At 62.1% G+C, this 20,595-nt stretch carries 13 protein-coding genes; 5 read left to right on the top strand and 8 right to left on the bottom strand.

Features of this window, described 5'->3' with window-relative positions; genetic code table 11:
* Positions 1 to 130: 130 nt before the first annotated feature.
* The 8 genes from HQ912_RS25440 to HQ912_RS25405 form a co-directional block, all read right to left on the bottom strand.
* Positions 131 to 2,257 (bottom strand): TonB-dependent copper receptor, encoded by a 2,127-nt coding sequence (locus HQ912_RS25440; RefSeq protein ID WP_173407436.1) that lies wholly within the window; start codon positions 2,255 to 2,257, stop codon positions 131 to 133.
* An 84-nt stretch (positions 2,258 to 2,341) separates the two neighbouring features.
* The gene (locus tag HQ912_RS25435; RefSeq protein WP_370695172.1) at positions 2,342 to 2,779 is read right to left on the bottom strand and encodes a DUF2946 domain-containing protein; all 438 of its coding nucleotides are present in this window, start codon (positions 2,777 to 2,779) and stop codon (positions 2,342 to 2,344) included.
* 12 nt (positions 2,780 to 2,791) lie between these two features.
* Positions 2,792 to 3,271 carry a copper chaperone PCu(A)C gene (locus tag HQ912_RS25430; RefSeq protein ID WP_047227371.1) on the bottom strand — a complete coding sequence of 160 codons (480 nt, stop codon included), beginning with the start codon at positions 3,269 to 3,271 and terminating at the stop codon, positions 2,792 to 2,794.
* Between the two features lie 47 nt (positions 3,272 to 3,318).
* Positions 3,319 to 3,723 (bottom strand): DUF2946 domain-containing protein, encoded by a 405-nt coding sequence (locus HQ912_RS25425; protein ID WP_076382856.1) that lies wholly within the window; start codon positions 3,721 to 3,723, stop codon positions 3,319 to 3,321.
* Between the two features lie 319 nt (positions 3,724 to 4,042).
* A complete protein-coding gene (locus tag HQ912_RS25420) occupies positions 4,043 to 4,765 on the bottom strand; it encodes a cobalt-precorrin-6A reductase (protein WP_173407435.1) in 723 nt (240 codons plus the stop codon).
* Positions 4,762 to 5,859 carry a cobalt-precorrin-5B (C(1))-methyltransferase gene (locus tag HQ912_RS25415; RefSeq protein ID WP_173407434.1) on the bottom strand — a complete coding sequence of 366 codons (1,098 nt, stop codon included), beginning with the start codon at positions 5,857 to 5,859 and terminating at the stop codon, positions 4,762 to 4,764. The genes HQ912_RS25420 and HQ912_RS25415 overlap by 4 nt, the downstream gene beginning before the upstream one ends.
* Positions 5,852 to 7,063 (bottom strand): precorrin-6y C5,15-methyltransferase (decarboxylating) subunit CbiE, encoded by a 1,212-nt coding sequence (gene cbiE / locus HQ912_RS25410; RefSeq protein ID WP_076382854.1) that lies wholly within the window; start codon positions 7,061 to 7,063, stop codon positions 5,852 to 5,854. Before cbiE ends, HQ912_RS25415 begins: the two co-directional genes overlap by 8 nt.
* Positions 7,064 to 7,340: 277 nt before the next feature.
* Positions 7,341 to 8,246, bottom strand: coding sequence for a zeta toxin family protein (locus tag HQ912_RS25405; RefSeq protein WP_173407433.1), 906 nt, complete (start codon positions 8,244 to 8,246; stop codon positions 7,341 to 7,343).
* A 405-nt stretch (positions 8,247 to 8,651) separates the two neighbouring features.
* On the opposite strand from HQ912_RS25405, the gene cobG reads away from it, so the two are divergent.
* The 5 genes from cobG (at position 8,652) to HQ912_RS25380 (ending at position 20,551) form a co-directional block, all read left to right on the top strand.
* Entirely contained in the window at positions 8,652 to 9,971 is a 1,320-nt protein-coding gene (gene cobG / locus HQ912_RS25400) for a precorrin-3B synthase (protein ID WP_231990601.1), read from the top strand.
* The gene (locus HQ912_RS25395; RefSeq protein ID WP_047227378.1) at positions 9,964 to 10,590 is read left to right on the top strand and encodes a precorrin-8X methylmutase; all 627 of its coding nucleotides are present in this window, start codon (positions 9,964 to 9,966) and stop codon (positions 10,588 to 10,590) included. The genes cobG and HQ912_RS25395 overlap by 8 nt, the downstream gene beginning before the upstream one ends.
* Positions 10,587 to 11,321: a precorrin-2 C(20)-methyltransferase gene (locus HQ912_RS25390; RefSeq protein ID WP_080962883.1), complete on the top strand. Its 735-nt coding sequence runs from the start codon at positions 10,587 to 10,589 to the stop codon at positions 11,319 to 11,321. Before HQ912_RS25395 ends, HQ912_RS25390 begins: the two co-directional genes overlap by 4 nt.
* On the top strand, positions 11,321 to 13,012 hold the full coding sequence (gene cobJ, locus HQ912_RS25385; RefSeq protein WP_173407432.1) for a precorrin-3B C(17)-methyltransferase: 1,692 nt from the start codon (positions 11,321 to 11,323) through the stop codon (positions 13,010 to 13,012). The genes HQ912_RS25390 and cobJ overlap by 1 nt, the downstream gene beginning before the upstream one ends.
* A 465-nt stretch (positions 13,013 to 13,477) precedes the next feature.
* On the top strand, positions 13,478 to 20,551 hold the full coding sequence (locus HQ912_RS25380) for a TcdA/TcdB pore-forming domain-containing protein (protein WP_173407431.1): 7,074 nt from the start codon (positions 13,478 to 13,480) through the stop codon (positions 20,549 to 20,551).
* Positions 20,552 to 20,595: the final 44 nt, after the last annotated feature.

The following is a 20,595-nucleotide window of genomic DNA, read 5'->3' as shown; positions in this document are numbered from 1 at the left end:
TGTTTTTTGCGGTTGCTGCGCAACCGATCGCGGGCAAGCCTTGCTCCCACAGTACTTGTCAGTGCAGTGGGACAAGTTGTGCCCCTCAGCAATGAACTACCTGTGGGAGCAAGGCTTGCCCGCGATGCTTTCAGAAACTCATATCCACCTTGGTCCAGAGCGTGCGCCCCGGTTCGTTGATGGCTTGCGGGTCACTCGCCGGGTAGCCGAACCCGGCGTTGCCGGCCAGGTTCAGATGTTCGGCGTAGGCTTTGCCGAACAGGTTGTCGACGCCGCTGCTGACCTTCCAGTGTTTATTGATGCGGTAGGCACCGTTGAGGGAGAACACCCCGAACCCGGAGCTCTTGCCGTAGTCCTTGCCCACCACGTTGCCCTTGTTCTCGTCGACACGGTTTTGCGCGGCCACCACGCGCCACAGGGCACCGGCGCTCCAGCGATCTTCGCTGTAGGTCAGGCCCAGGCGGGCGTCGAGCGGCGGCATCTGTGCCAGGGCGCTGCCATCGCTGCTGTTTTTGCCCCAGGCGTAGGCCAATGTTGCATCGGCTTTCCAGCGCTCGGTCAGCTTGTAGGCCGCGCCCAGCTCACCGCCCATGATCCGTGCATCAATGTTCTCGGCCCGGGAGGTGGTGCCCATCATGCCGGGCGTGTAATCGAACAGGATGTAGTCGCGCACCTGCCCGACATAACCCGACGCCCAGGCTTCGAGGGTTTCGGTTTTGTACTGCAGGCCGAAGTCGAGTTGGGTGGTTTTCTCCGGTTTGATCGAGTCGAAAGCATTCAGCGAACCGGCGGGGCCGGCGTTGGCCGAAAACAGCTCCCAGTAATCCGGGAAACGTTGCGCGTGGCCCAGGCCCGCATAGAGGGTAGTAGGGCTGTCGGCCAGATCGTGTTCGTAGCGTACGAAACCACTGGGCAGCGTGTCGGCGCGGGTTTGGTCGGCAGTGGGATTGGGCCGGACGGACATGCCGGAGCCGATGCTTTGGCGGTAATCCTTGGCCGAGGCGCGGTCGAGGCGGGCGCCGCTGACCAGCCGGTCGCGGTCGGCGGCGTACCAGGTCAACTCACTGAACACGCCGTAGTTATGAAAGTCGGCGTCCTTGGTGCGCGGCCGTTTCTTGTAGGTGTCGATGCCCATGCTGCTGCGTTGGCGATGCTCGTTGGTCTGGGCGTCCAGGCCACTGATCAATTGCACATCGGCCCAGCGCCAGGTGGCCTTGATGCGTGCGCCGAGGGTGCGGCGGTCGACGTTGGACGCCATGGGGCCGGCCATCATCCCGGTGCCGGACGGCGTGCGCAGCGTGTAGTTGTCCATCACATGGTCGGCGTAGTTGTAGTAGACCTGCGCTTCGAGCGTATCCAGCACATCGCCCATGTTCGAACGCTCGAAACGCAAGCCCAGGCTTTCACGCTTGAACTGCGAGCCATCCATGCCACGTCCGGCGTAGCGTGCTTCACCGTCGCCCTTGCCAGCGGTCAGTTCCAGCAGGGTATCGGCATCCGGCGTCCAGCCCAGCGTCACGTCGCCGTTCCACTTGTCGTAGCGCGACGGCACCGTGTCGTTGTTGCCGTCACGATAATCGTCTGAATGAGCGGTGTTGCCGATCACCCGCACGTAACCCAAAGACCCGCCGGCGGCCGCATCCACGACCTTGTCGAAGCGCCCGTTGGAACCGGCCAGTACGCTGGCGTTGACCCGGGTGCCCAGTTCGCCGAACTGCTCCGGCTCGCGTTCGAACAGCACGGTCCCGGCCGATGCACCAGGGCCCCAGAGCACGGTTTGCGGGCCCTTGATAACGGTGAGTTTGTCGTAGGTTTCCGGCGAAATATAGGACGTCGGCGCGTCCATCCGGCCCGGGCAAGCGCCCAGCAGCATGCTGCCATTGGTGAGAATGTTCAGCCGCGAGCCGAACATGCCCCGCAGTACCGGGTCGCCATTGGTGCCGCCGTTGCGCACCAGGGCGAAGCCGGGAATGGTCTTGAGATAATCGCCGCCGTCGCTGGCCGGCACCGGTTGGCGCGGATCCTTGGGGTTGGTGACCACGGTCAGGGGCGAGCTGGGAGCGACGGCGGTAATGACCGTCGGGCTCAGCTCTTCGATCTGAGCTTCGTGGTGAGCATGCTCGTCGGCCAGCGCACAGGGCGTGAGCAGCAGGCCGCACAGTGCGGTGGCGGTGTAGCGAAAACGAACCCGTGGCTCGTTCGGGGAGCAGCGAACCTGGGCTGCGCCCAATGCGATGCCGGCAGAAAACCTGGACATGATGATTCCATCGAACAGACGTAAACGACACGGTCGGGCAACCTGGGGCTGTCTTTTGCGACCGGGTGAGGTAAGTGTCGGGGTCTACGCGACGAGGGGCGGTGCGCGGGTGCGGGCACCGGGGAAGAATGACGTTCGGGCATGGCCCAGGCGTGGTGAGGGGCTGGTGTAGGTGTGGGGTGGCGGGGTATCGAAGACGGCGAAGCTATGCCCCCCCGTCAGCGCAGGGCAATTGAACAGCAGGCTGCAATAACCACACTTTTCCCACAGTACGTGATGCTCGCTCTGGGGCGGGCAATGTTCGGCTTTCGCTGCTTCATGCTCGGCGTGAACGCCCGCCGACATGTCCATTTCCATGTTCATGGTCATGGACGAAGACATGCGCTGATCCATCGGCATCGACTGAGAAATCAGCGGACCGATAAAGATCATCAGCATGGCGAACAGGCTGATCCAGCTGCCGCGTGTCAGGCTCATCAGCTGACGGCGGGGCATGACCGACCTGGCGCGGGGCGTTCGCATGGGCAAAGGTGATCAGTGGGCGTGCGTTTGGGTTTTGCTGCTGTCGGGGGCTTTTTTCTGCACCGCGACATCGACCGTGACATCCCCTGCTTTTTCGAAATGCAGGGTCAGAGGGAAGCGTTTGCCGTCGCTGAGCAGGCTGCGATCCTCCAGCCCCAGCAGCATCACGTGATAAGCCATCGGCGCGAAGGTGACAGTCGCACCGGGGGCGATATCAACGACGGGCACCGCTTGCATTTTCATCAGGTCGTTTTGCATCACGTGTTCGTGGAGCTCGGCTTTGTCGGCAATCGGCGAATCGACGCTGAGCAGTTTGTCGGCGGTTGTGCCCTTGTTGTGAATCACGAAATACGCGGCCACGGTCGGCGCATTGGGCGGCAACTCCTGGGACCATGGATGAGCGATTTCAAGCTCGCCCGCTTTGTACTGGTGAGCTTGGGCGAAGCCGACGGGAAGCAGCAGGGCGGCCAGCAGGATAAGTCTGTTCAGCATGGGTCATTCTCCGGAACGATTCAGGGCGCAGGGGCATGCGGGAAGAATCAGGCCAGAGGTGAGGCGCGGGGATTGAGGCTCGGCCATTGCTGGCGCGGTGTGGGGCTGTCGAGCAGTGGGTGGGCAGCGCCGCGATGGGCCGGCTGAGCATTCAGGTACAACTGCGGCTCGTGCCCGGTGAGCGCCACCAAGGGCGGCGACCCCGCACAGCACCAGCAATGCTGCATCGTCGAGTGATCGTCGTTCTGCGGCGTGCTCTGCTCGAACTTGCCCAGGGAAATCGCCACCAGTTTCGTTCCGCTGGAAGAGCAGAAACTGCCCCACAGCAATTGCTCGGCTGGCGACTGGGCCTGTGCCATCGCACCACCGCTGCCGGAAAGCGGCATGGCAAGCATGTTGAACAGCACTGCGAAGCAGGCGATCCAGGCAAATGCAAGCCGTTGTCGGGACATGGGGCAATCCGCTCGATGGTCGATCAGGTGGCGGTATTTAGCCTGATCGGGGTTGATAAGTAAAAAGAGCACGTGCGGTGTAGGGTCGCAGGGCTTGGGTTAACAGTAGCAACAGATCTTCAAGGGAGTGCTTTTATGGCAAGGGATTTTGATCATCTCCGGCTCTGCGTTCAAAAGCAGAGTAGGGGCTTCATCATGTGTTTATAGCTTCGTGTCAGGGCCATAGCATTCCTTTGAAAATCTAGGGGTGTGCGCACTCTTTGTGGCGAGGGGATTTATCCCCGTTGGGGCGCGAAGCGGCCCTGGGTGCAGGGGACTGTCAGACCAAATGCCGAAGCCCCTGCAGCACCTCACCCACCGTCCCAAACTCCCGATCCACCCCCGGCAACACCGGCCGCTTCAACACCAACACCGGCAGCCCCCGCTCCCGCGCTACTTCCAGCTTCGGCTCGGTGGCCGTGCTGCCGCTGTTCTTGCTGATCAGCACATCGATCCGCCGCCGTTCGAACAGTTCGCGCTCACCGTCAATATGAAACGGTCCACGGGCACCTATGACTTCGCAGCGCTCATTACCGGGGTAAACCTCCAGGGCCCGCAGGGTCCAGAATTGCTCGGGCGGGATTTCGTGCAGGTGTTGCAGCGGCTCGCGGCCAAGGGTGAAGAGGGGGCGGTGGAACGGCAGCAGGGCCTGGATCAGTTCGGCCCAGTCGGCCACTTCGCGCCAGTCATCCCCGGCCTGGGGTTGCCATGCCGGACGGCGCAGGGCCCAGCAGGGAATGCCGCAAGCGCGGGCTGCGTGGGCGGCGTTGTGGCTGATCTGTGCGGCGTAGGGGTGGGTCGCATCCAGCAACAGGTCGATGCCTTGGTCACGAATGAATTGCGTCAGCCCTTCGGCGCCGCCGTAGCCGCCGACGCGCACCTGACAGGTCAGGTCGGTGGGAACGCGGCCGATCCCCGCCAGGCTGTAGAGGTGTGTTGGGCCCAGGGTGCGGGCGATGGCCAGGGCTTCGGTGACACCCCCCAGCAGCAGAATGCGGTTCATTTGAAAACTCCGGCGTGACCGACGACGCCGCCCTGGCGGTCGATGGCGAAGACTTCGACCTGGACCTGGGCTGGTACGATGCCGCGAGCGAAGGCCAAGGCGTGTTCGCAGACTGCGTCGCCGAGGGCGATGCCAGCGGCGCTGGCCATCGCCAGGGCTTGCTGGCTGGTGTTGGCCTGGCGAATGCCTTGCTGCAATGCCTCATCGGCACCGATGGCGGCTGCCCATTGCGCCAGTTGTGGCAGGTCGATACTTGAATGACGGCTGTGCAGGTCCATGTGACCGGCGGCCAATTTGCTGATTTTGCCAAAGCCGCCACAGAGGCTGAGTTTCTCCACGGGCACCTTGCGCACATGCTTGAGCACCGCCCCGACAAAATCGCCCATTTCGATCAGGGCGATTTCCGGCAGGTTGTAGACCCGGCGCATGGTGTCTTCGCTGGCGTTGCCGGTGCAGGCGGCGATGTGCAGGTAACCGTTGGTTTTCGCCACGTCGATGCCCTGGTGGATCGAGGCAATGTAGGCCGCGCAGGAGAATGGTCGGACGATGCCGCTGGTGCCGAGGATCGACAGGCCGCCGAGGATCCCCAGCCGGGGATTCATGGTTTTCAGCGCCAGCGCTTCGCCGCCCTCAACGTTGACCGTGACCTCGAAGCCGCCGGCATACCCGGCTTGCTCGGCCAGCCGTCCCAGGTGGTCGCCGATCATTTTACGTGGTACCGGATTGATCGCCGGCTCACCGACGTCCAATACCAATCCTGGCCGCGTCACGGTGCCCACGCCACGTCCGGCAATGAAGCGCACCCCAGGCTCGGCTGTCAGCCGCACTTGGGAAAACAGCAGCGCGCCGTGGGTCACGTCCGGGTCATCGCCGGCGTCCTTGATCGTCCCGGCTTCGGCGCCTTGCTCGGTCAGGCGGCAGAATTCCAGGCGCATCTGCACGTGCTTGCCTTTGGGCAGCACGATCTCCACGGCATCGGCCTGGATGCCGCAAAGCAGCAGCCGGGCGGCCGCCAGACTGGTGGCGGTGGCGCAACTGCCGGTGGTCAGGCCGCTGCGCAGGGGCGCGGGTTGTTCGGCGGTTTCGTCACGCATCGAAGGGTTTGACCAGGTCGAGCAAGGTGATGGGCAATGCCTGGCGCCAGGTGTCGAACTCGCCCAATGGCTGGGCCTGGGCGATGTGGATACGGGTCAGTTCGCCGCCATGAAGTTCGCGCCAGTTCATCAGCGTCATCTCGCTCTGCAGCGTCACGGCGTTGGCCACCAGCCGTCCGCCGGGCTTGAGTCGAGCCCAGCAAGCGTCGAGCACGCCCTCGCGGGTTACGCCGCCGCCGATGAATACCGCGTCCGGCGGCTCCAGTCCTTCCAGAGCCTGCGGTGCCCGCCCGCGGATCAGTTGCAGACCGGGCACGCCTAGGGTGTCGCGGTTTCGTTCGATCAACCCTTGGCGGCCTTCGTCGGCCTCGATGGCCAGGGCTCGGCAACTGGGGTGGGCGCGCATCCATTCGATACCGATGGAGCCGCTGCCCGCCCCCACATCCCAGAGCAATTCACCGGGCATCGGGGCCAGACGGGCGAGGGTAATGGCGCGCACGTCACGTTTGGTGAGCTGGCCGTCATGTTCAAACGCAGTGTCCGGCAAACCGGCCAGGCGCGACAGGCGCAACGCCGAGGGTTCGGCGCGGCATTCGATGGCGATCAGGTTCAGGTCCGCGACGGTGGGATCGGACCATTGTGCCGCACAGCTTTCGATCCGCCGTTCGGCGGCGCCGCCCAGATGTTCGAGCACGGTCATGGGGCTGGGGCCGAAGCCGCGCTCGCGAAGTAGCGCCGCCACGGCGGCAGGACTGTGGCGGTCGTTGCTCAGCAGCAACAGCCGGACGCCTGTGGATAAGTGAGCGCTGAGTGCCGCCAGGGGCCGTGCCACCAGCGACAGGGTGACCACCTCCTGCAAGGGCCAACCCATGCGGGCCGCCGCCAGCGAACAGGACGATGGCGCTGGAATGACCCGCATCTGCTCGCCAGGCAGGTGTTTGGCGAGGCTGGCGCCTACGCCATAGAACATGGGATCGCCGCTGGCCAGCACGCACACGGGGTCTCCGCGCCGTGCCAGCAGCGGTTCGAGGGAAAATGGACTGGGCCACAGCTCCCGTTCACCGCGGATGCACAGCGGCAATAGCGCCAACTGGCGCTCACTGCCCAGAATACGCGAGGCCTGCAGCAAAGCGTGGCGAGCCGCTCGGCCCAGGCCCTTGAAGCCGTCTTCACCGATGCCCACTACGGTCAGCCAGGGGGTCATCTCTGTTCCTCGAATGGATAGGTTTGATCGGCGGGCTTGTTGCGCACGCGAACCGGGCCGCCATCATACCGTGCGCCTTCGGTTATGGCGTGGGCTGTTGGGAGCCTGCCGGCGTGCGGCACCGATTCAGACAGACCGCTTCGCGAGCAGGCTCGCTCCCACAGTTTTGATCGGGGGAGGCACAAGGTCTGTGTTTGCCACAGGTCCCCTGTGGGAGCGAGCTTGCTCGCGATGGCGCCGGCACATTCAACATCACCTTCTCAAGCAGGCAGCCGATTCATCGGTAGACGTATTTGAGGATATAGGCATACAGATCGTTGTAGACCGAGTCGGGTACGTGTTCAGCATGGGGCTGGGTCTTGAGCAGTGTCAGGTGGCACTCCTTTACCATTTCTTCGCGGTCGCCGATGAGGTGGAGGCGGTTGTTGGTGATGATCTCGAAGGCATTTGCATAAACCACCTTCGGTCCCGCGATGAGCAAAGTCCCGTCCGGATCGAGGGTATAGGTGCTTTGGGTGCGCAGGATCCGTTCCTTCAAAGGGCCGAACCCGCGCTCGTACAAGCATATCTGCGAGCCGCTGACTGCTTTGGCCGCCGTCTCGATAGCCAGCAGGGTCGGCTGGGCGTTGCCCAGGCTGGCATTGAGCGCCGATAGCGTGACGAACCTTTCCAGCTCCTGTTTTTCCAGGCTTCTGAGGGCTCTTTTGATACTCGATAGATGAGCGAACTCTTTTATGCAGGCGATGATGTGGGTTTCCAGCTGATAGCCCGCTGCCGTGGCCATCGCCGGGAAGGCCGCGAAATCGATGCTGTCGAACGCGCATTCCATGATGATGTTGTATTTTTTCCTGAACGCCTCTGCGAAGATTTTCGAGCAAACCTCTCGAACAAAGGCCTCTGTATGCTCATAAGCATGCAGCACACCGTGTTTGATCATTTCGGCGTAGTGAGGGTGTTTTTCCCGGTACTCGGGCAGGTACAGGCGCACATGATTGTCGTAGCGTTGGGAGGGCAGGAGGCTTTTTTCCAGCAGATAGGTTTTACCCGATCCCTGCGATCCGGCGACGATCAGCATTTTGGGGACGGACTCGACCGTAATGCCATTGAACAGCGTGTCGGTGATCCCGGTGAATGCGGTCGTGACCTGTTCCGGGGTGTAGGCGTAATTCGATGTGTGTGGCATATCCTGATGTCCTTATCAAAGATTCCCATGAAGTGAAGTGAGTGGTTGCCCTTTGAATAAAGCGGGGTTTTGCGGCTTGTTCAAATGAGCATGTGTTCCAAGATATGTGCCTGTTTTTTAAGGTAAAAATCCCTACATGGAAGGCGCCGGAAACTTACGTCAGCGTGCCTGACACCGAACCCCTTTGGCGGGCTTGCTCGCGAAGGCGTTGACACATTCAACATCACCCTTTCAGGTGGACCGCTATCGCGAACAGGCTCGCTCCCCCCGTTTTGTGGCCGTGATCGGCTCCCTGGCGCAGCGCGATGCCCGCAATCCGACCAGCAAGCTTTCCATGCCCCCCGGCAAAGCAGGCATAATGGCGGGCCCTCGCCGTTGCGGCGTGCCTTATCGACCGGTTTGCCCTTGAACGAACGTCCATCATCCAGCGTCATACGCCCCTCGGGTTGTCCGGGGTTGCTGCGTGTCGTCCAGGCGCTGGACGGAGGGATCTGCCGGATCAAGCTCGACGGTGGTTCCATCCAGGCGGATCAGGCCGACGCCGTGGCGTTGGCGGCCGAGCGGTTCGCCGGTGGCGTCATCGAGGCGACCAACCGCGCCAACCTGCAAATCCGTGGGATTGGGCCCCAGCACGATGCGTTGATCGAGCCCTTGCTGAACGCCGGACTTGGCCCCCGCAAACTAGCCGGCGATGACGTGCGCAACCTGATGCTCAGCCCCACGGCCGGGATCGACCGGCAGATGCTGCTCGATACCCGTCCGTTGGCCGCGCGGATTCTTTTCACCCTGCAAACCCATGAACGCTTCCATGAACTGTCGGCCAAGTTCGCCGTGCAATTGGACGGCGGGGAAGGGTTGGCGATGCTTGAACATCACCATGACCTGTGGCTCTCGGCGCTGGTTCGCAACGGCGAACCGTGGCTGGCCTTCGGGCTGGCCGGCACCCCGCTGGATAAGCCGGACGGCGCTGTGCGCCTGGCCCAGGGACATGATTTGGTGGTGGCGGTGCTGGAGTTGTTTCTCGACCTGGCCCGTCCCGACCAGACGCGCATGCGTCACGTGCTGGCCGAAATCCCGAGGGGTGAGTTCCTCGTCCAGTTGGCCCGCCGCGTGGCGTTGCAGCCCCCTCCGGATTGGCGGCGGGGCGAGTCCATCGACGGATTGCACATCGGCATCCATTCCCAGCACGACGACCGGGTCTACGTTGGCGCGGCGGCACCTCTGGGCCGGCTCGACGCCGTCATGCTGCGCGCAGCGGCGCAATTGGCGCGGGACAAGGGCGACGCCAGCCTGCGTTTCAGCCCCTGGCAGAGCCTGTTGCTGCCCAACGTGCGCCGCGAGGATGCGCCCGATGTGCTGGCGCGGCTCGAGGAGTTGGGGCTGTTGTGCTCGCTCGAGCAACCCCTGGCGCAACTCATCGCGTGTACCGGCTCCAGTGGCTGTGGCAAAGCCCTGGCCGACACCAAGGCCGATGCTCGTCAATTGGCCGAGCTGCTGCAACGCCAGGGCCGTGCCCTGAAGATCCATCTCTCGGGCTGTCCGCGTTCCTGCGCAGCGGCCCATGTCGCGCCCGCCACCTTGCTGGCGGTCGCCCCCGGTCGTTACGACCTGTATTTTCGCGATGCGACGCTGCCGGGTTTCGGCGCGTTGCAGGCGCACGATCTAACTATTGAAGCGCTCGGCCACTGGCTCGACGCTCGCCCCCGGAGCCCCCTTGATGCTTGATTACATCCGCGACGGTCAGGAGATCTATCGCAACTCCTTCGCGATCATTCGCGCCGAAGCCAACCTGGCGCGCATTCCGGCCGACTTGGAAAAACTCGCGGTGCGGGTGATTCACGCCTGCGGCATGGTCGAGGCCGTCGATGGCCTGCAGTTTTCCGAGGGCGCCGGCACGGCGGGACGCCAGGCGCTGGCCGCCGGTGCGCCGATCCTGTGCGATGCGCGGATGGTCAGCGAAGGCGTGACCCGGGCTCGCCTGCCAGCGAACAATCCGGTGATCTGTACCTTGCGCGACGAGAGCGTGCCGGCGTTGGCCCTTGAATTGGGCAACACCCGTTCGGCGGCCGCCCTGGAGCTTTGGCGTCCGCATCTGGAAGGCAGTGTCGTGGTGATCGGCAACGCGCCGACCGCGCTGTTCTACCTGTTGGAAATGCTCGATGCCGGCGCGCCGAAACCGGCACTGATCCTGGGCTTCCCGGTGGGCTTCGTCGGGGCCGCCGAGTCCAAGGCGATGCTGGCAGCCAACAGCCGTGGCGTGCCGTTCGTGATCATGCAAGGCCGGCTCGGCGGCAGCGCCATGGCCGCCGCCGCCGTCAACGCCCTCGCTACGGAGATTGAATGATGCAGCAGCCTGGACGTCTGATCGGCCTCGGCGTAGGCCCCGGTGACCCGGAACTGATTACGGTCAAGGCCCTGCGCCTGCTGCGCGAATCGCCGGTGGTGGCGTACTTTGTCGCCAAGGGCAAGAAGGGCAACGCTTTCGGCATCATCGAGGCGCATTTGCAGGAGGCGCAGACGTTGCTGCCGCTGGTCTATCCGGTGACTACCGAAGCGCTGCCGGCCCCGCTGTCCTATGAACAGGTCATCGCCGACTTCTACGACACCGCTGCCGAGCAGTTGGCCGTGCATCTGGATGCCGGTCGTGATGTGGCGGTGATCTGCGAGGGCGATCCGTTCTTCTACGGCTCCTACATGTACCTGCACGATCGCCTGGCCGAGCGCTATGACGCCGAGGTGATTCCTGGCGTGTGCTCGATGCTCGGTGGCGCCTCGGTGCTGGGTGCGCCGCTGGTCTATCGCAACCAGAGCCTGTCGGTGCTCTCTGGCGTGCTGCCCTTTGAGGAACTCAAGCGCCGCCTGGCCGACGCCGATGCGGCGGTCATCATGAAGCTGGGGCGTAACTTCCCCAAGGTTCGGCAGGTGCTCCAGGAACTGGGCCTGGACGGTCGGGCGTTGTACGTCGAGCGGGCAACCATGGCCAACCAGAAGATCGTGCCGCTGGATGAAGTCGAGCCGATGTCCTCGCCGTACTTCTCGCTGATCATCGTGCCCGGCGAACGGTGGCAGGGTTGATGACTTCCAAAGTGCCGGCCATTGTCATCCTCGGCCCGGGGAGTCTCGCCACCGCCCGGCGGATCCAGCAGCGCTACCCTGACGCCCTGATTCACGGCCTGAGCGGACGGGTCGAGGGTGTGGATCGTCAATACACCGAGTTCGGCACAACGCTGCGCGAACTCTATCAACAGGACACGCCGATCATCGCCCTGTGCGCGGCCGGCATCGTCATCCGCACGCTGGCGCCGCTGCTGCTGGAAAAAGGCGTCGAGCCGCCGGTGCTGGCGGTGGCCGAGGACGGCAGCGCGGTGGTGCCGCTGCTTGGCGGGCTGGGCGGGGTCAATGTCATGGCCCGTGATATCGCCACAGCACTGCAAGTCACCCCGGCGATCACCACCAGCGGCGAATTGCGTTTCGGCACCTGCCTGCTCAATCCGCCGAGTGGCTACAGCCTCGGCGATCTGGAGCAAGGTAAGCGTTTTGTCTCCGATCTGCTGGCAGGTGAATTGGTGCGCATCGAAGGCGCCGCGCCGTGGCTGGCTCAGGCGCAGTTACCCGAGGATGAACGGGCACGGTTGGCGATCCGTATCGACAGTGCTGCGGGTACACCGGCGGCGGATGAGCTGCGTATTTATCCGCGCAATGTGCTGGTGGCGTTGAGTGCAGGGGCGTCGGCGGACATCGGCGCGATACTGGAGCAGGCCGGCCTCGCGCCGCAGTCGCTGGCGTGCCTGTTGGCGGCGGACAGCGACATGGCCCGTCCTGAGCTGCACGAAACGGCATCGGCCTTGGGTGTGCCGCTGCGTTTTGCCGCAATCAATGGCAACCTCGAAACAGGGTTGAGCGATGCCCTCGGCCAACCGGCATCGCTACAGGTCATGGGCAGCCATGCCATCGCCGTGACTGAGCAGCCCCTTGACCCCGAACAGATCGGCCGCCCGCGCGGGCGTCTTGCCGTGATCGGCCTTGGCCCCGGCGCTGCCGAGTTGATGGTGCCGGCCGTGCGCGCCGAACTCGACCGTGCCACCGATGTGCTGGGTTACGAAACCTACGTGCGCATGGCCGGTCCCTTCCGGTCCGATCAGGTGCAGCACTGCACCGACAACCGCGAAGAAATGCAGCGTGCCCGTCATGCCTTCGAACTGGCGGCCCAGGGCCGTTCCGTGGTGGTGGTGTCGTCCGGCGATCCAGGCGTGTTCGCCATGGCCGCCGCGGTGCTCGAAGCGCTGCACGAGTCGACGGATGCCCATTGGCATAGCGTCGACCTGCAAATCCTTCCGGGCGTCTCGGCTTCCCTCGCCACCGCCGCCCAGGCCGGTGCGCCGCTGGGTCATGATTTTTGCGTGATGTCTCTGTCGGACAATCTCAAACCGTGGTCGATCATCGAGAAACGCCTGGATCTGGCGGCTGAAGCAGACCTGGCCCTGGCGTTCTACAACCCGATCTCCCGTTCCCGACCGTGGCAGCTGGGGCGAGCGCTGGAGATCGTTGCGCAACATCGCACGCCGCACACGCCGGTGGTGTTGGGGCGTGATATCGGTCGTCCGGGCCAGACCCTGCGGGTCACGACATTGGGACAGTTGACCCCGGACCAGGTGGACATGCGCACCATGGTGCTGATCGGTTCCTCCACCACGTGTGTATTCCCGCGCGCCGAAGGGGGCGACTGGGTGTACACGCCGCGTTGGTATGGCAGCAAACCGCTCTGATAAAACCCGGCGGCCCGCCTGGGCCGCCTCTATCTGACTTCGTCATGTTCGAGACTTCGTGGGTACAAGACGACCCGCTGTTTGACGCTGTAGACGTCGCGAATACCTGTTTGTTTGAATAATGAAATAAATATTCGATGCGCGAGCGCTAAGTCATTGTGTTCGGAAACTTATTGAATTCCTTGTGAGTTGAACAGCGTTCGAAGTGTGGGCTATGTTTGCTTCCGCTTTGAAATTGATTGGGACTGTAAAGTGCTGTTTGCGGCCTGAGTGAACGCTGTTGTTGGGGCGCACTGGGGATGGCTGCTACTTATCTATTGCAGGAGAGAGCGCGCAAATTCTCCTGACAAGATTATTTCTTTGGATGACTTGATGCAGAGGCTGCCCGAGTGCTTGGAAGCGCTTGTCGGCGGTCATCGTGCAAGGCTGTCCTGTATTTATATACGATAAATGGAAGTATTGTTTATGAGTGAACCTGAGCGCTCATCGGCGGATGACTACGTCGATTTTGTGAGTTTGTTGAAACTAAAGGATCTTGAACGGGCATTAATACCGTACAAGGGTTCCGAACAATATGATTCGGTACTTCGGTATTACTTTGGTTGTATCGCCTTGTTGGATTCTGCGCGCATGTTGGAACCGTTGGGGCTGCTCAAGCAGGCGGTGGGAACCTTGCAGGGAAACAGCCGGCGCCGTCGTGCGCCGGAGCCGCTGAGCACCGATGGCGCCGGGCCTGCGAACCTGGCGCAGATACAAAACAAAATCGAGGGTTTCGAAGCGCGCCTGCACAACAGCTTCGAGCAGTTGAAACTACCCGCTACCGAAGTGCCGAAAAACCTGCATTTTGTCTGGCTTGGGGGCGGCGTCGGGGCGATTCAGCGTGATTACATCAATATCTGGAAAAAGGTGATGGGCCCGCAGGGCTATCGCCTCAGTCTCTGGTATGACAGCGACGCGCTGCTGGCCTATGAGACCAACCGGATCATTGTCGAAGCCGCGAAGGCCGATGCCATGCTCAATGGCGGGCAGGCCAGTGTCGATCCGTTGGAGTTGGGCGACCGTTATGAAGAACGCGCCATCGTCCTGAAGCAGCAGATGTATGCGCATATCACCAAGGTTGTGAAGAACGGCGGCAGTGCCGATGAGGCTCGAATCGATCTGCTGGTTCGCGCCTACGGCCAGGATAAGGCGCGGCTCAATACCCTGATGAACGATAACCGCCTCAGCCTCACGGCCTTGGCTGAGGGTTGCCTGAGCCTGCGCGACGTTGCCGCCGGTCAAGCACCCCTTCACTTGCGGGATATCTACGAGCGCGAGATCAGTCTGCGTGGCATGTTTGCCGGGGGCTCCGACATTGTGCGTGTCGAAGCCCTGTTCGCCGAAGGGGGCAGCTATGTCGATATCGATCACCTGCCGCCCTTGCTGGAGAAACTGGGGGAGGTGGACATTCGTGAGTTCAAGACCGACGCGCGCCTGGGGGTGTTGCAGTTGTTGCTTGATCGAAACCCGGATTGGATGCCCGGCCGTCAGGCATTGCGCAGCCAGTACACGGATTATCTCCACGCGATCCCGTCGCAGCATCGCGATGCGCTGGAGCGGTTCGCTAAAAGCCAGCCCGAGTTGAACCGCGTTTTTCGCCCGCCGGTGGAGCGTCTGGCGCGTCCGTACGAGCTGCGCGCCGTTGCCGCGCGAAACTCGTTGAGCAACGCTTTTTTGATGGGCCACCCTGGGGCGGCGATGCTCAAAACCGTGCTCGAGCGTTTCAGGCTCAACTATGAAATCGTCGATGCCACCGCGCGCCTGGCCGATGAGCAAAACGTTGCCCTTACCGATGCCCAGAGCATGATCGGCCTTGCGCGTCAGGCCGCAACGCAGGTTTTCGGTGCGTTTCACGAACTGTCGCCGGAAGCGGAAATGGCCGCGGCGTTTCTGGTGGAGGCGGCCGCCATTTACTACAGCGACGGTATCCGCCCCCAGAGCGAAGTGACGATCTACCTGACCGGCCCAGCCGCCATGCGCGAGGGGATGGCCGATTACCACCGGGCGCATTTCACCCCGCGAACCGCCGAGCAGTGGCGCGCGGAGGCGGCCATCGCCGCCGTCGGCAGCGTCAATGGGGCCACCGAGGAGGAGCTGGATCACTCCTGGAAGGAAAACGAAAGTGACACCGGGCAATGGCTCGTTAACGAGAAAAAACGCTGGCAAGAGGGCCGGTTCAAGGCTCGTTATGCCGGCGATATGGCCGAGCTGCTCAAATACCGTACGCTCCAGTTCGATGAAGGCTGGCCGGTGATCGAGGGGCGACATGTGTTGTCCACCGAGCTTTTGCAGCATCTTGCCGATGAGCTGGGTAAGCCGTTCATGCAGATGATGAGTCTGGGCCATGACGGGACGGTGATTTTCGACAAGGCGATACCGCTGGGTTTTGATGAACGTCAGTCGATCCTCGCCCAAAGCGCCAGTGCGTTACCGCCAGCATCGTTGAGCGATCAGCAAACGCGCCGGTTGTCCGTCGTTGAGCTTCTGGAGCGCCTCGCCAAAGGTGATTTTGAAGTCGCTCAATTGAGTCCCCTGCAACGTCTGCTGCTGGGGGGCTTGACCGGTGCGACGGCCTTGGATAATCGCAGCTTCGATGCGGTACGCCCGCAGTTGGATAACCTGGCCAACAACGTCGCGAACCAGGGAAGCGCCGGCGGCTATGCAACGATCGAGCATGCGTTGTACCAACGTAAGGCGCCGGCTTTTCTGGTCGGGCTTGCCAGTGCGGCCGAGTATCCGCCAGGGCATGAGGAGACCGCCCTGGCCCTGAAGAAAAACGCCCTGGAGCAGCCTTTGACATTGCGCCAATGGGGCCAGCACGTCGCCCGGATCCGCCAGGTGGCGAAGCTTGAATACCGTGTCCGGGTCGTTGAACGCCTCGGTACTGTCCTGGACGATTTCGATGCCGACACAATCAAGCTTGTACCTCAGGATCTGCTGCTCCAGGGCGATGGCGACAGGGTGGGCGGACGTTGTTATCCCTTGGCCCTGGCAATGGCAGCTGCCTTGTCGCAGGACAAGGTTGCGGTCAACACCTTGCGTGAGCGGTTCTACCTGGGGGTGATCGAGCCTCAGGCCAGTGATTCGCAGACGTTCCTCAACTGCGTGGAGTCGTTGCGCGACGTGCAGATCGGCGACGTCGGCCGTGGGTTGGCGCGCTCGGATCTGAATGCGGTGGTGGACATTCTGCAAGCCAGGACAACGACCAGCACGCTGATGCTCAACTCCGACAATCACGCCATGCTGGTGGCCAAGACCCTAGAGGGGGAGCGCAGTACGTATCACTTCTACGATCCGAACTTTGGCGTATTCGAGTTCCAGCAGGCGACACGCTTCAGGCAAGCCTTGGAGCAGTTCTTCCTTCAGCACGAGATGGCCAGTTATTACGCCGCGTATGGCGATGCGGCGCGCCCGACCTTCGATCTCATCGACCTGGACGGTGCCAAGGTGGCGAGCCTGGCATTGTCTGGTGCAATTGAAGTTTCCAAACTGCTGCAACCCGGCGCGCTGCCCGGGCAGGCGCTGCGCCCGGTCAGGCAGCGCCTGGCCAATGCCCGGGGGCAGTCGCTGCAGAGTAATCCTCGACTGGGCAACTGTCTGCTGGCGCTGGATGGCCAGTGGTGGGGGCAACAGATCGCGCAGGCAACGGCCCATCTTCAGCAGGCGGGTCAATTGGCATCAGGCCTTGTGCCGTTGTTCGAAACCCTGGAGGTCATGTCGAACGGATCGTACCGCATAAGCCTGATCGATCCTGAGAGTCCCGAGCACCTGGTACGGGTCGTCACTGACGACCATCGACTCTTGCGTATAAAAAGCTACCTCTCGGAACGTTTTTCAGCCTTGGCCAATAAACCGTCCGTGCCCAGCGATCCCACCGAAGTGGGCAGCGTCCATACCCTGAACGCCGGTTTCGCCATACAGGCATTGATGAATGCATTGAGACGGCAGGAAGGGCCTGATCGCTCCCTGACGCTGGCGGTGCGCTTGCATGGCTATGTCAATTACGCGCAATTGGTTCACGGCAACGTGGTGGATATCGCGGGCCTGGTGGGGCTGGTGCGTCAGGCACTGGCTGAAGAAAAACTGATTGCCCGTACCGTCGCGCCAGTGGTGAAGGCGGCGGTGGGAAGCAGCGTGAGCGAAGCGACAGGGGGGCTGCTGCAACTGGCGAATGTCGGCTTCGACATCTATCAGTTGTCGACTGCCCGAAACGAAGTGGAACGCGCGCAGTTCGGCACCCAACTGGCGTTCGACTCGGCCGGTCTGGCGTTGTCGGTAGGCGCTTACGCCGCCGGTGCCACCACCGCCGGAGCGTTTCTGGGCGGCGCCGCGGTGATGCTGGGCGGGCTGGCGGTGGGGGTGGCCGCGCTGGCCCAGGGTTTCGCCACCATTGCTGAAGAAGCCAAGCAAGTCGGGCTTTTCTTCGATGAGGCTACAAAAGCTCATCTTCAGCCTTATCACTTTGATGCCCCCAGTGGGGCATGGCTGCCGCGTTCTTCGTTGATCGTTCAGACGCTGGACCTGACCCGCTCCGAGCTCGTGCTGGACAGCCCCAGGCTGTATCCGCTACGTGATCATTTCGGCGTGCCGACCTTTGATGACGATTACCGCCGGGCAATCGATATCCGTCGAGAGCTGAATCTGCCAGGTCGGGTCAAGTTCACGCCGCCGGCAGACCAGGTCGTCGTCCTGCCTTGCACACCGCAAACCTGTTATCGCTACGAGTACAAGGCGCTGCCCTTCGCGAGCCTGCGCCATGACACCGGTTTCGACACGGCCCGGCGTCTGGAAAAAAGGAAAGCGGATGGTGGCTGGCTGTTCCTGTTTTCGTTCTATTCGTTTCCCAGCGACTACATCCTCTACCGCATGGTGCCTGACTATCGGCCAACAGTGATCGATGTGTGGCTCGATTCCGTCGATCGCTCGCTGGTGGTGCCCGTTCTCCCTGCCGTCTGGCACGCAAAGGTTGCCTATCGGATTCGGGGTGCCGGAAAACGCTGCGCGTTGGGACTCAATCCCGGCGTGGGCCTGATCCTTGAGTCGGGGCCTGCGCAGAAGTCCAGTTGGGTATTGGGCGCCCCTTGGGTCGGCGAGAGCGACATCCGTTTCGAGGGTTCAGGGAAACTGTTTATCGGTGAGCTCCAGGTGACGCTAACGGGAACGGGGAGCCATGAAATTGTGCTCAAGATCTCCGACAATCAAGTGTTTCAGGTTGAGCTGCAGGCATGCAAACTCACCCTCGTCGAGCAGGATGTGCCTCCGGGCATGAGTCGACAGGCGTTGCAGGGACACCTCAAGACTCTGGCTCAAAAGCACCGCCTGGTGATGCCGTATACGGCGGTGCACCATTATCTGATTCCGTTCGAGGCACCGGACGAACCCCGCTACGTTACGGCCTGGTACGACGCGAAGGAGGACCGCTTCCTGTACATCCGTGACGATATGCCGGGTGTCGATGGCGCTGTGTTGGGGGCGGTGGCGGGTGCTTCCTGTTACTTCTACGACCCGCAGAACCTGATCATCTGGCAAGTCGACGCGGTGACCGGGCTGTTGAGCCATCGTTATTGGCTGTGGGGCGCAAGCAATGTCGCAAGCACCATCAAGCGCGTCGAGGTGGATGCTCAGGGGGTGATTCATGTCGTTCAGCAAATCACCCGCAAGGATCAGGCCCGCGATGTTCTGGTTTATGTGATACATGAGGGGCAACTGCTGCTCAGTTCGATCACTCGGGACCTGGACCTGGCATTGGAGTCGGTCCTGAGTGCCAGCGAAACACTGGCCGACTGGTCGCTGATCCTTGGTAACGGCTACCCCTTTACCCCGTCCGCCAGCGAAAAGGACAGCTTCATCACCGTCAACTGGCGGCCTGCCCCCTTTGTTTCGGTTTGCTGGAAGCCCGAGGCGCAGTGGCGGGACATGGCCTGGGTTCGCCGCAGCGATCACTTGATCATCCGTCCCTCACCCCGCCGCAACCATCACCGTGGCTGGGCCGACTCGATCAAGCACATGACTGACCTGACGTTGCTGACACCGGCGGGCGACAGCGATGTGTTTGTCATCTATGACCGGCTCAGACAGGAACTGTGTCGCAAGCAACGTACCGAGGTGGCGGGAAAGGGACACTGGTCCGAAACATGGATGCGCCCGCAGAAGCTGGAAAACGTCATGGCGGTTGACGGCGGCTACGTCGCCCTGACGTCAGAGGGCCTGTTCTTCAACCTGACGAGCCAGGGCAGACTGGCCTTGGGCGGTTTGAGTGAAGTGTGGCTCAAGGATCGGGCGCACTGGTGGTCCGCATTGGAGCCCTTGGCCCGGCAATACGCAACCGACAGCTTTGCCCTGATCGGCTTGACCCACTTGAACGGTGACGCGAGGTTGTGTGCCTGGTACGTCGGCAACCGATTGTTGCTGGCTGAATGGGGGCATGCAAAGCAAGTGCGCCTGCTCGGCGTTACCCCGGATAGCGAAGCGGCCTGGCTGTTCGATGTATCGAGTGGCGAAGTCTATCGCCAGGCATTCATCGATCCGCAGAAACTGGAGTCCGCTTTTGGCCAGGGTTCGCAGTTGCTGCAGGCTGATGCATTACCCGCCGCGGAGCGTGCATGGGCGCCCTGGCAGTTTGTCGAACTGACGGTCGAAGGAGTGGGGCTGCGTGGCGTGACATTCGAGGGCGTGGTGGTTGTGCTGCGAGACCGGGAGCCGGCGTTGATTACCGGCGTCACTCACGAATGGGTCGTCGCACAAGGTGGCCGGAAGCTCGAGGGCCTCAAACAGCTGGCGGCCCAGCCATTTCGCAGCGCACTGCTGTCAGTGGAGGAGCCCGGTAACCTGCAATGGTTCGTCGCCGAGACCGAGCGTGTGATTCGGGTTCCCAAGACGGTCATTCCAGAGTCCTTTGAACTATTGGGCACCCAGCAGCGGAGCAACGTGCTGCTTCATGAAAGCAGGAACGGAAAGCTGCTGACCTTGCCGGGTATGGAGCATCTTGGGCCACTCAGTTACATCCGGCGTGATGCCGAGGTTCTGGCTATTGAGGGCCAGATGAAGGTTGATGATCTTCTTGCGCTGATGCCGGACGATGTTACGACTCTGGTCCTGCGCATGGGACAAGGCGCGGTGAGTTACAGGTTGTCGAAAGCGGCCTGGTTGAGAGTCAAGTCGGTCATTCTCGATTGCCGGCACTCGCTGGGCAGCGCGCAGACAATCCCCGGTAAGTTGATCTGGGAGCACGATGAGCCTGACCAGTTGTTGCTGAGCCCCATCCATGAACATCTGGTGATCATCGACCCGAACAGTGGGCACAGTGTGATTTTTCGTGAAGTGTATGCGGCGGATGTCAACTTGCGCGGAGAAGTCGTGCTCAGCTTTGGAGGAAACCGGCATTACACCGTCTCGACACTGATTGAGCAGTTGGGTGCTTTGCAGAATGCCAGCAACGGTGTCGCGCTCAAAGAGTTGTCACACGTATCGTATGAGGAGGAAAGCAATCTGGTGAGTTGACCACGGTCCGATATTCTCGCTGGGGTCTTACGTCGCAAGCAGAC

This window comes from Pseudomonas sp. MPDS (genome assembly GCF_013283895.1).
Classification (GTDB): Bacteria; Pseudomonadota; Gammaproteobacteria; order Pseudomonadales; family Pseudomonadaceae; genus Aquipseudomonas; species Aquipseudomonas rhizophila.
This window is presented reverse-complemented; position numbering and strand designations above follow the sequence as displayed.

Coding starts and splice junctions, on each gene's coding strand:
- cobJ (WP_173407432.1), top strand. CDS start 11,321: ATGACTTCCAAAGTGCCGGCCATTGTCATCCTCGGCCCGGGGAGTCTC.
- HQ912_RS25405 (WP_173407433.1), bottom strand. CDS start 8,246: ATGCCACACACATCGAATTACGCCTACACCCCGGAACAGGTCACGACC.
- HQ912_RS25420 (WP_173407435.1), bottom strand. CDS start 4,765: ATGAACCGCATTCTGCTGCTGGGGGGTGTCACCGAAGCCCTGGCCATC.
- HQ912_RS25380 (WP_173407431.1), top strand. CDS start 13,478: ATGAGTGAACCTGAGCGCTCATCGGCGGATGACTACGTCGATTTTGTG.
- HQ912_RS25390 (WP_080962883.1), top strand. CDS start 10,587: ATGATGCAGCAGCCTGGACGTCTGATCGGCCTCGGCGTAGGCCCCGGT.
- HQ912_RS25440 (WP_173407436.1), bottom strand. CDS start 2,257: ATGTCCAGGTTTTCTGCCGGCATCGCATTGGGCGCAGCCCAGGTTCGC.
- cbiE (WP_076382854.1), bottom strand. CDS start 7,063: ATGACCCCCTGGCTGACCGTAGTGGGCATCGGTGAAGACGGCTTCAAG.
- HQ912_RS25395 (WP_047227378.1), top strand. CDS start 9,964: ATGCTTGATTACATCCGCGACGGTCAGGAGATCTATCGCAACTCCTTC.
- HQ912_RS25435 (WP_370695172.1), bottom strand. CDS start 2,779: ATGCGAACGCCCCGCGCCAGGTCGGTCATGCCCCGCCGTCAGCTGATG.
- HQ912_RS25425 (WP_076382856.1), bottom strand. CDS start 3,723: ATGTCCCGACAACGGCTTGCATTTGCCTGGATCGCCTGCTTCGCAGTG.
- HQ912_RS25430 (WP_047227371.1), bottom strand. CDS start 3,271: ATGCTGAACAGACTTATCCTGCTGGCCGCCCTGCTGCTTCCCGTCGGC.
- HQ912_RS25415 (WP_173407434.1), bottom strand. CDS start 5,859: ATGCGTGACGAAACCGCCGAACAACCCGCGCCCCTGCGCAGCGGCCTG.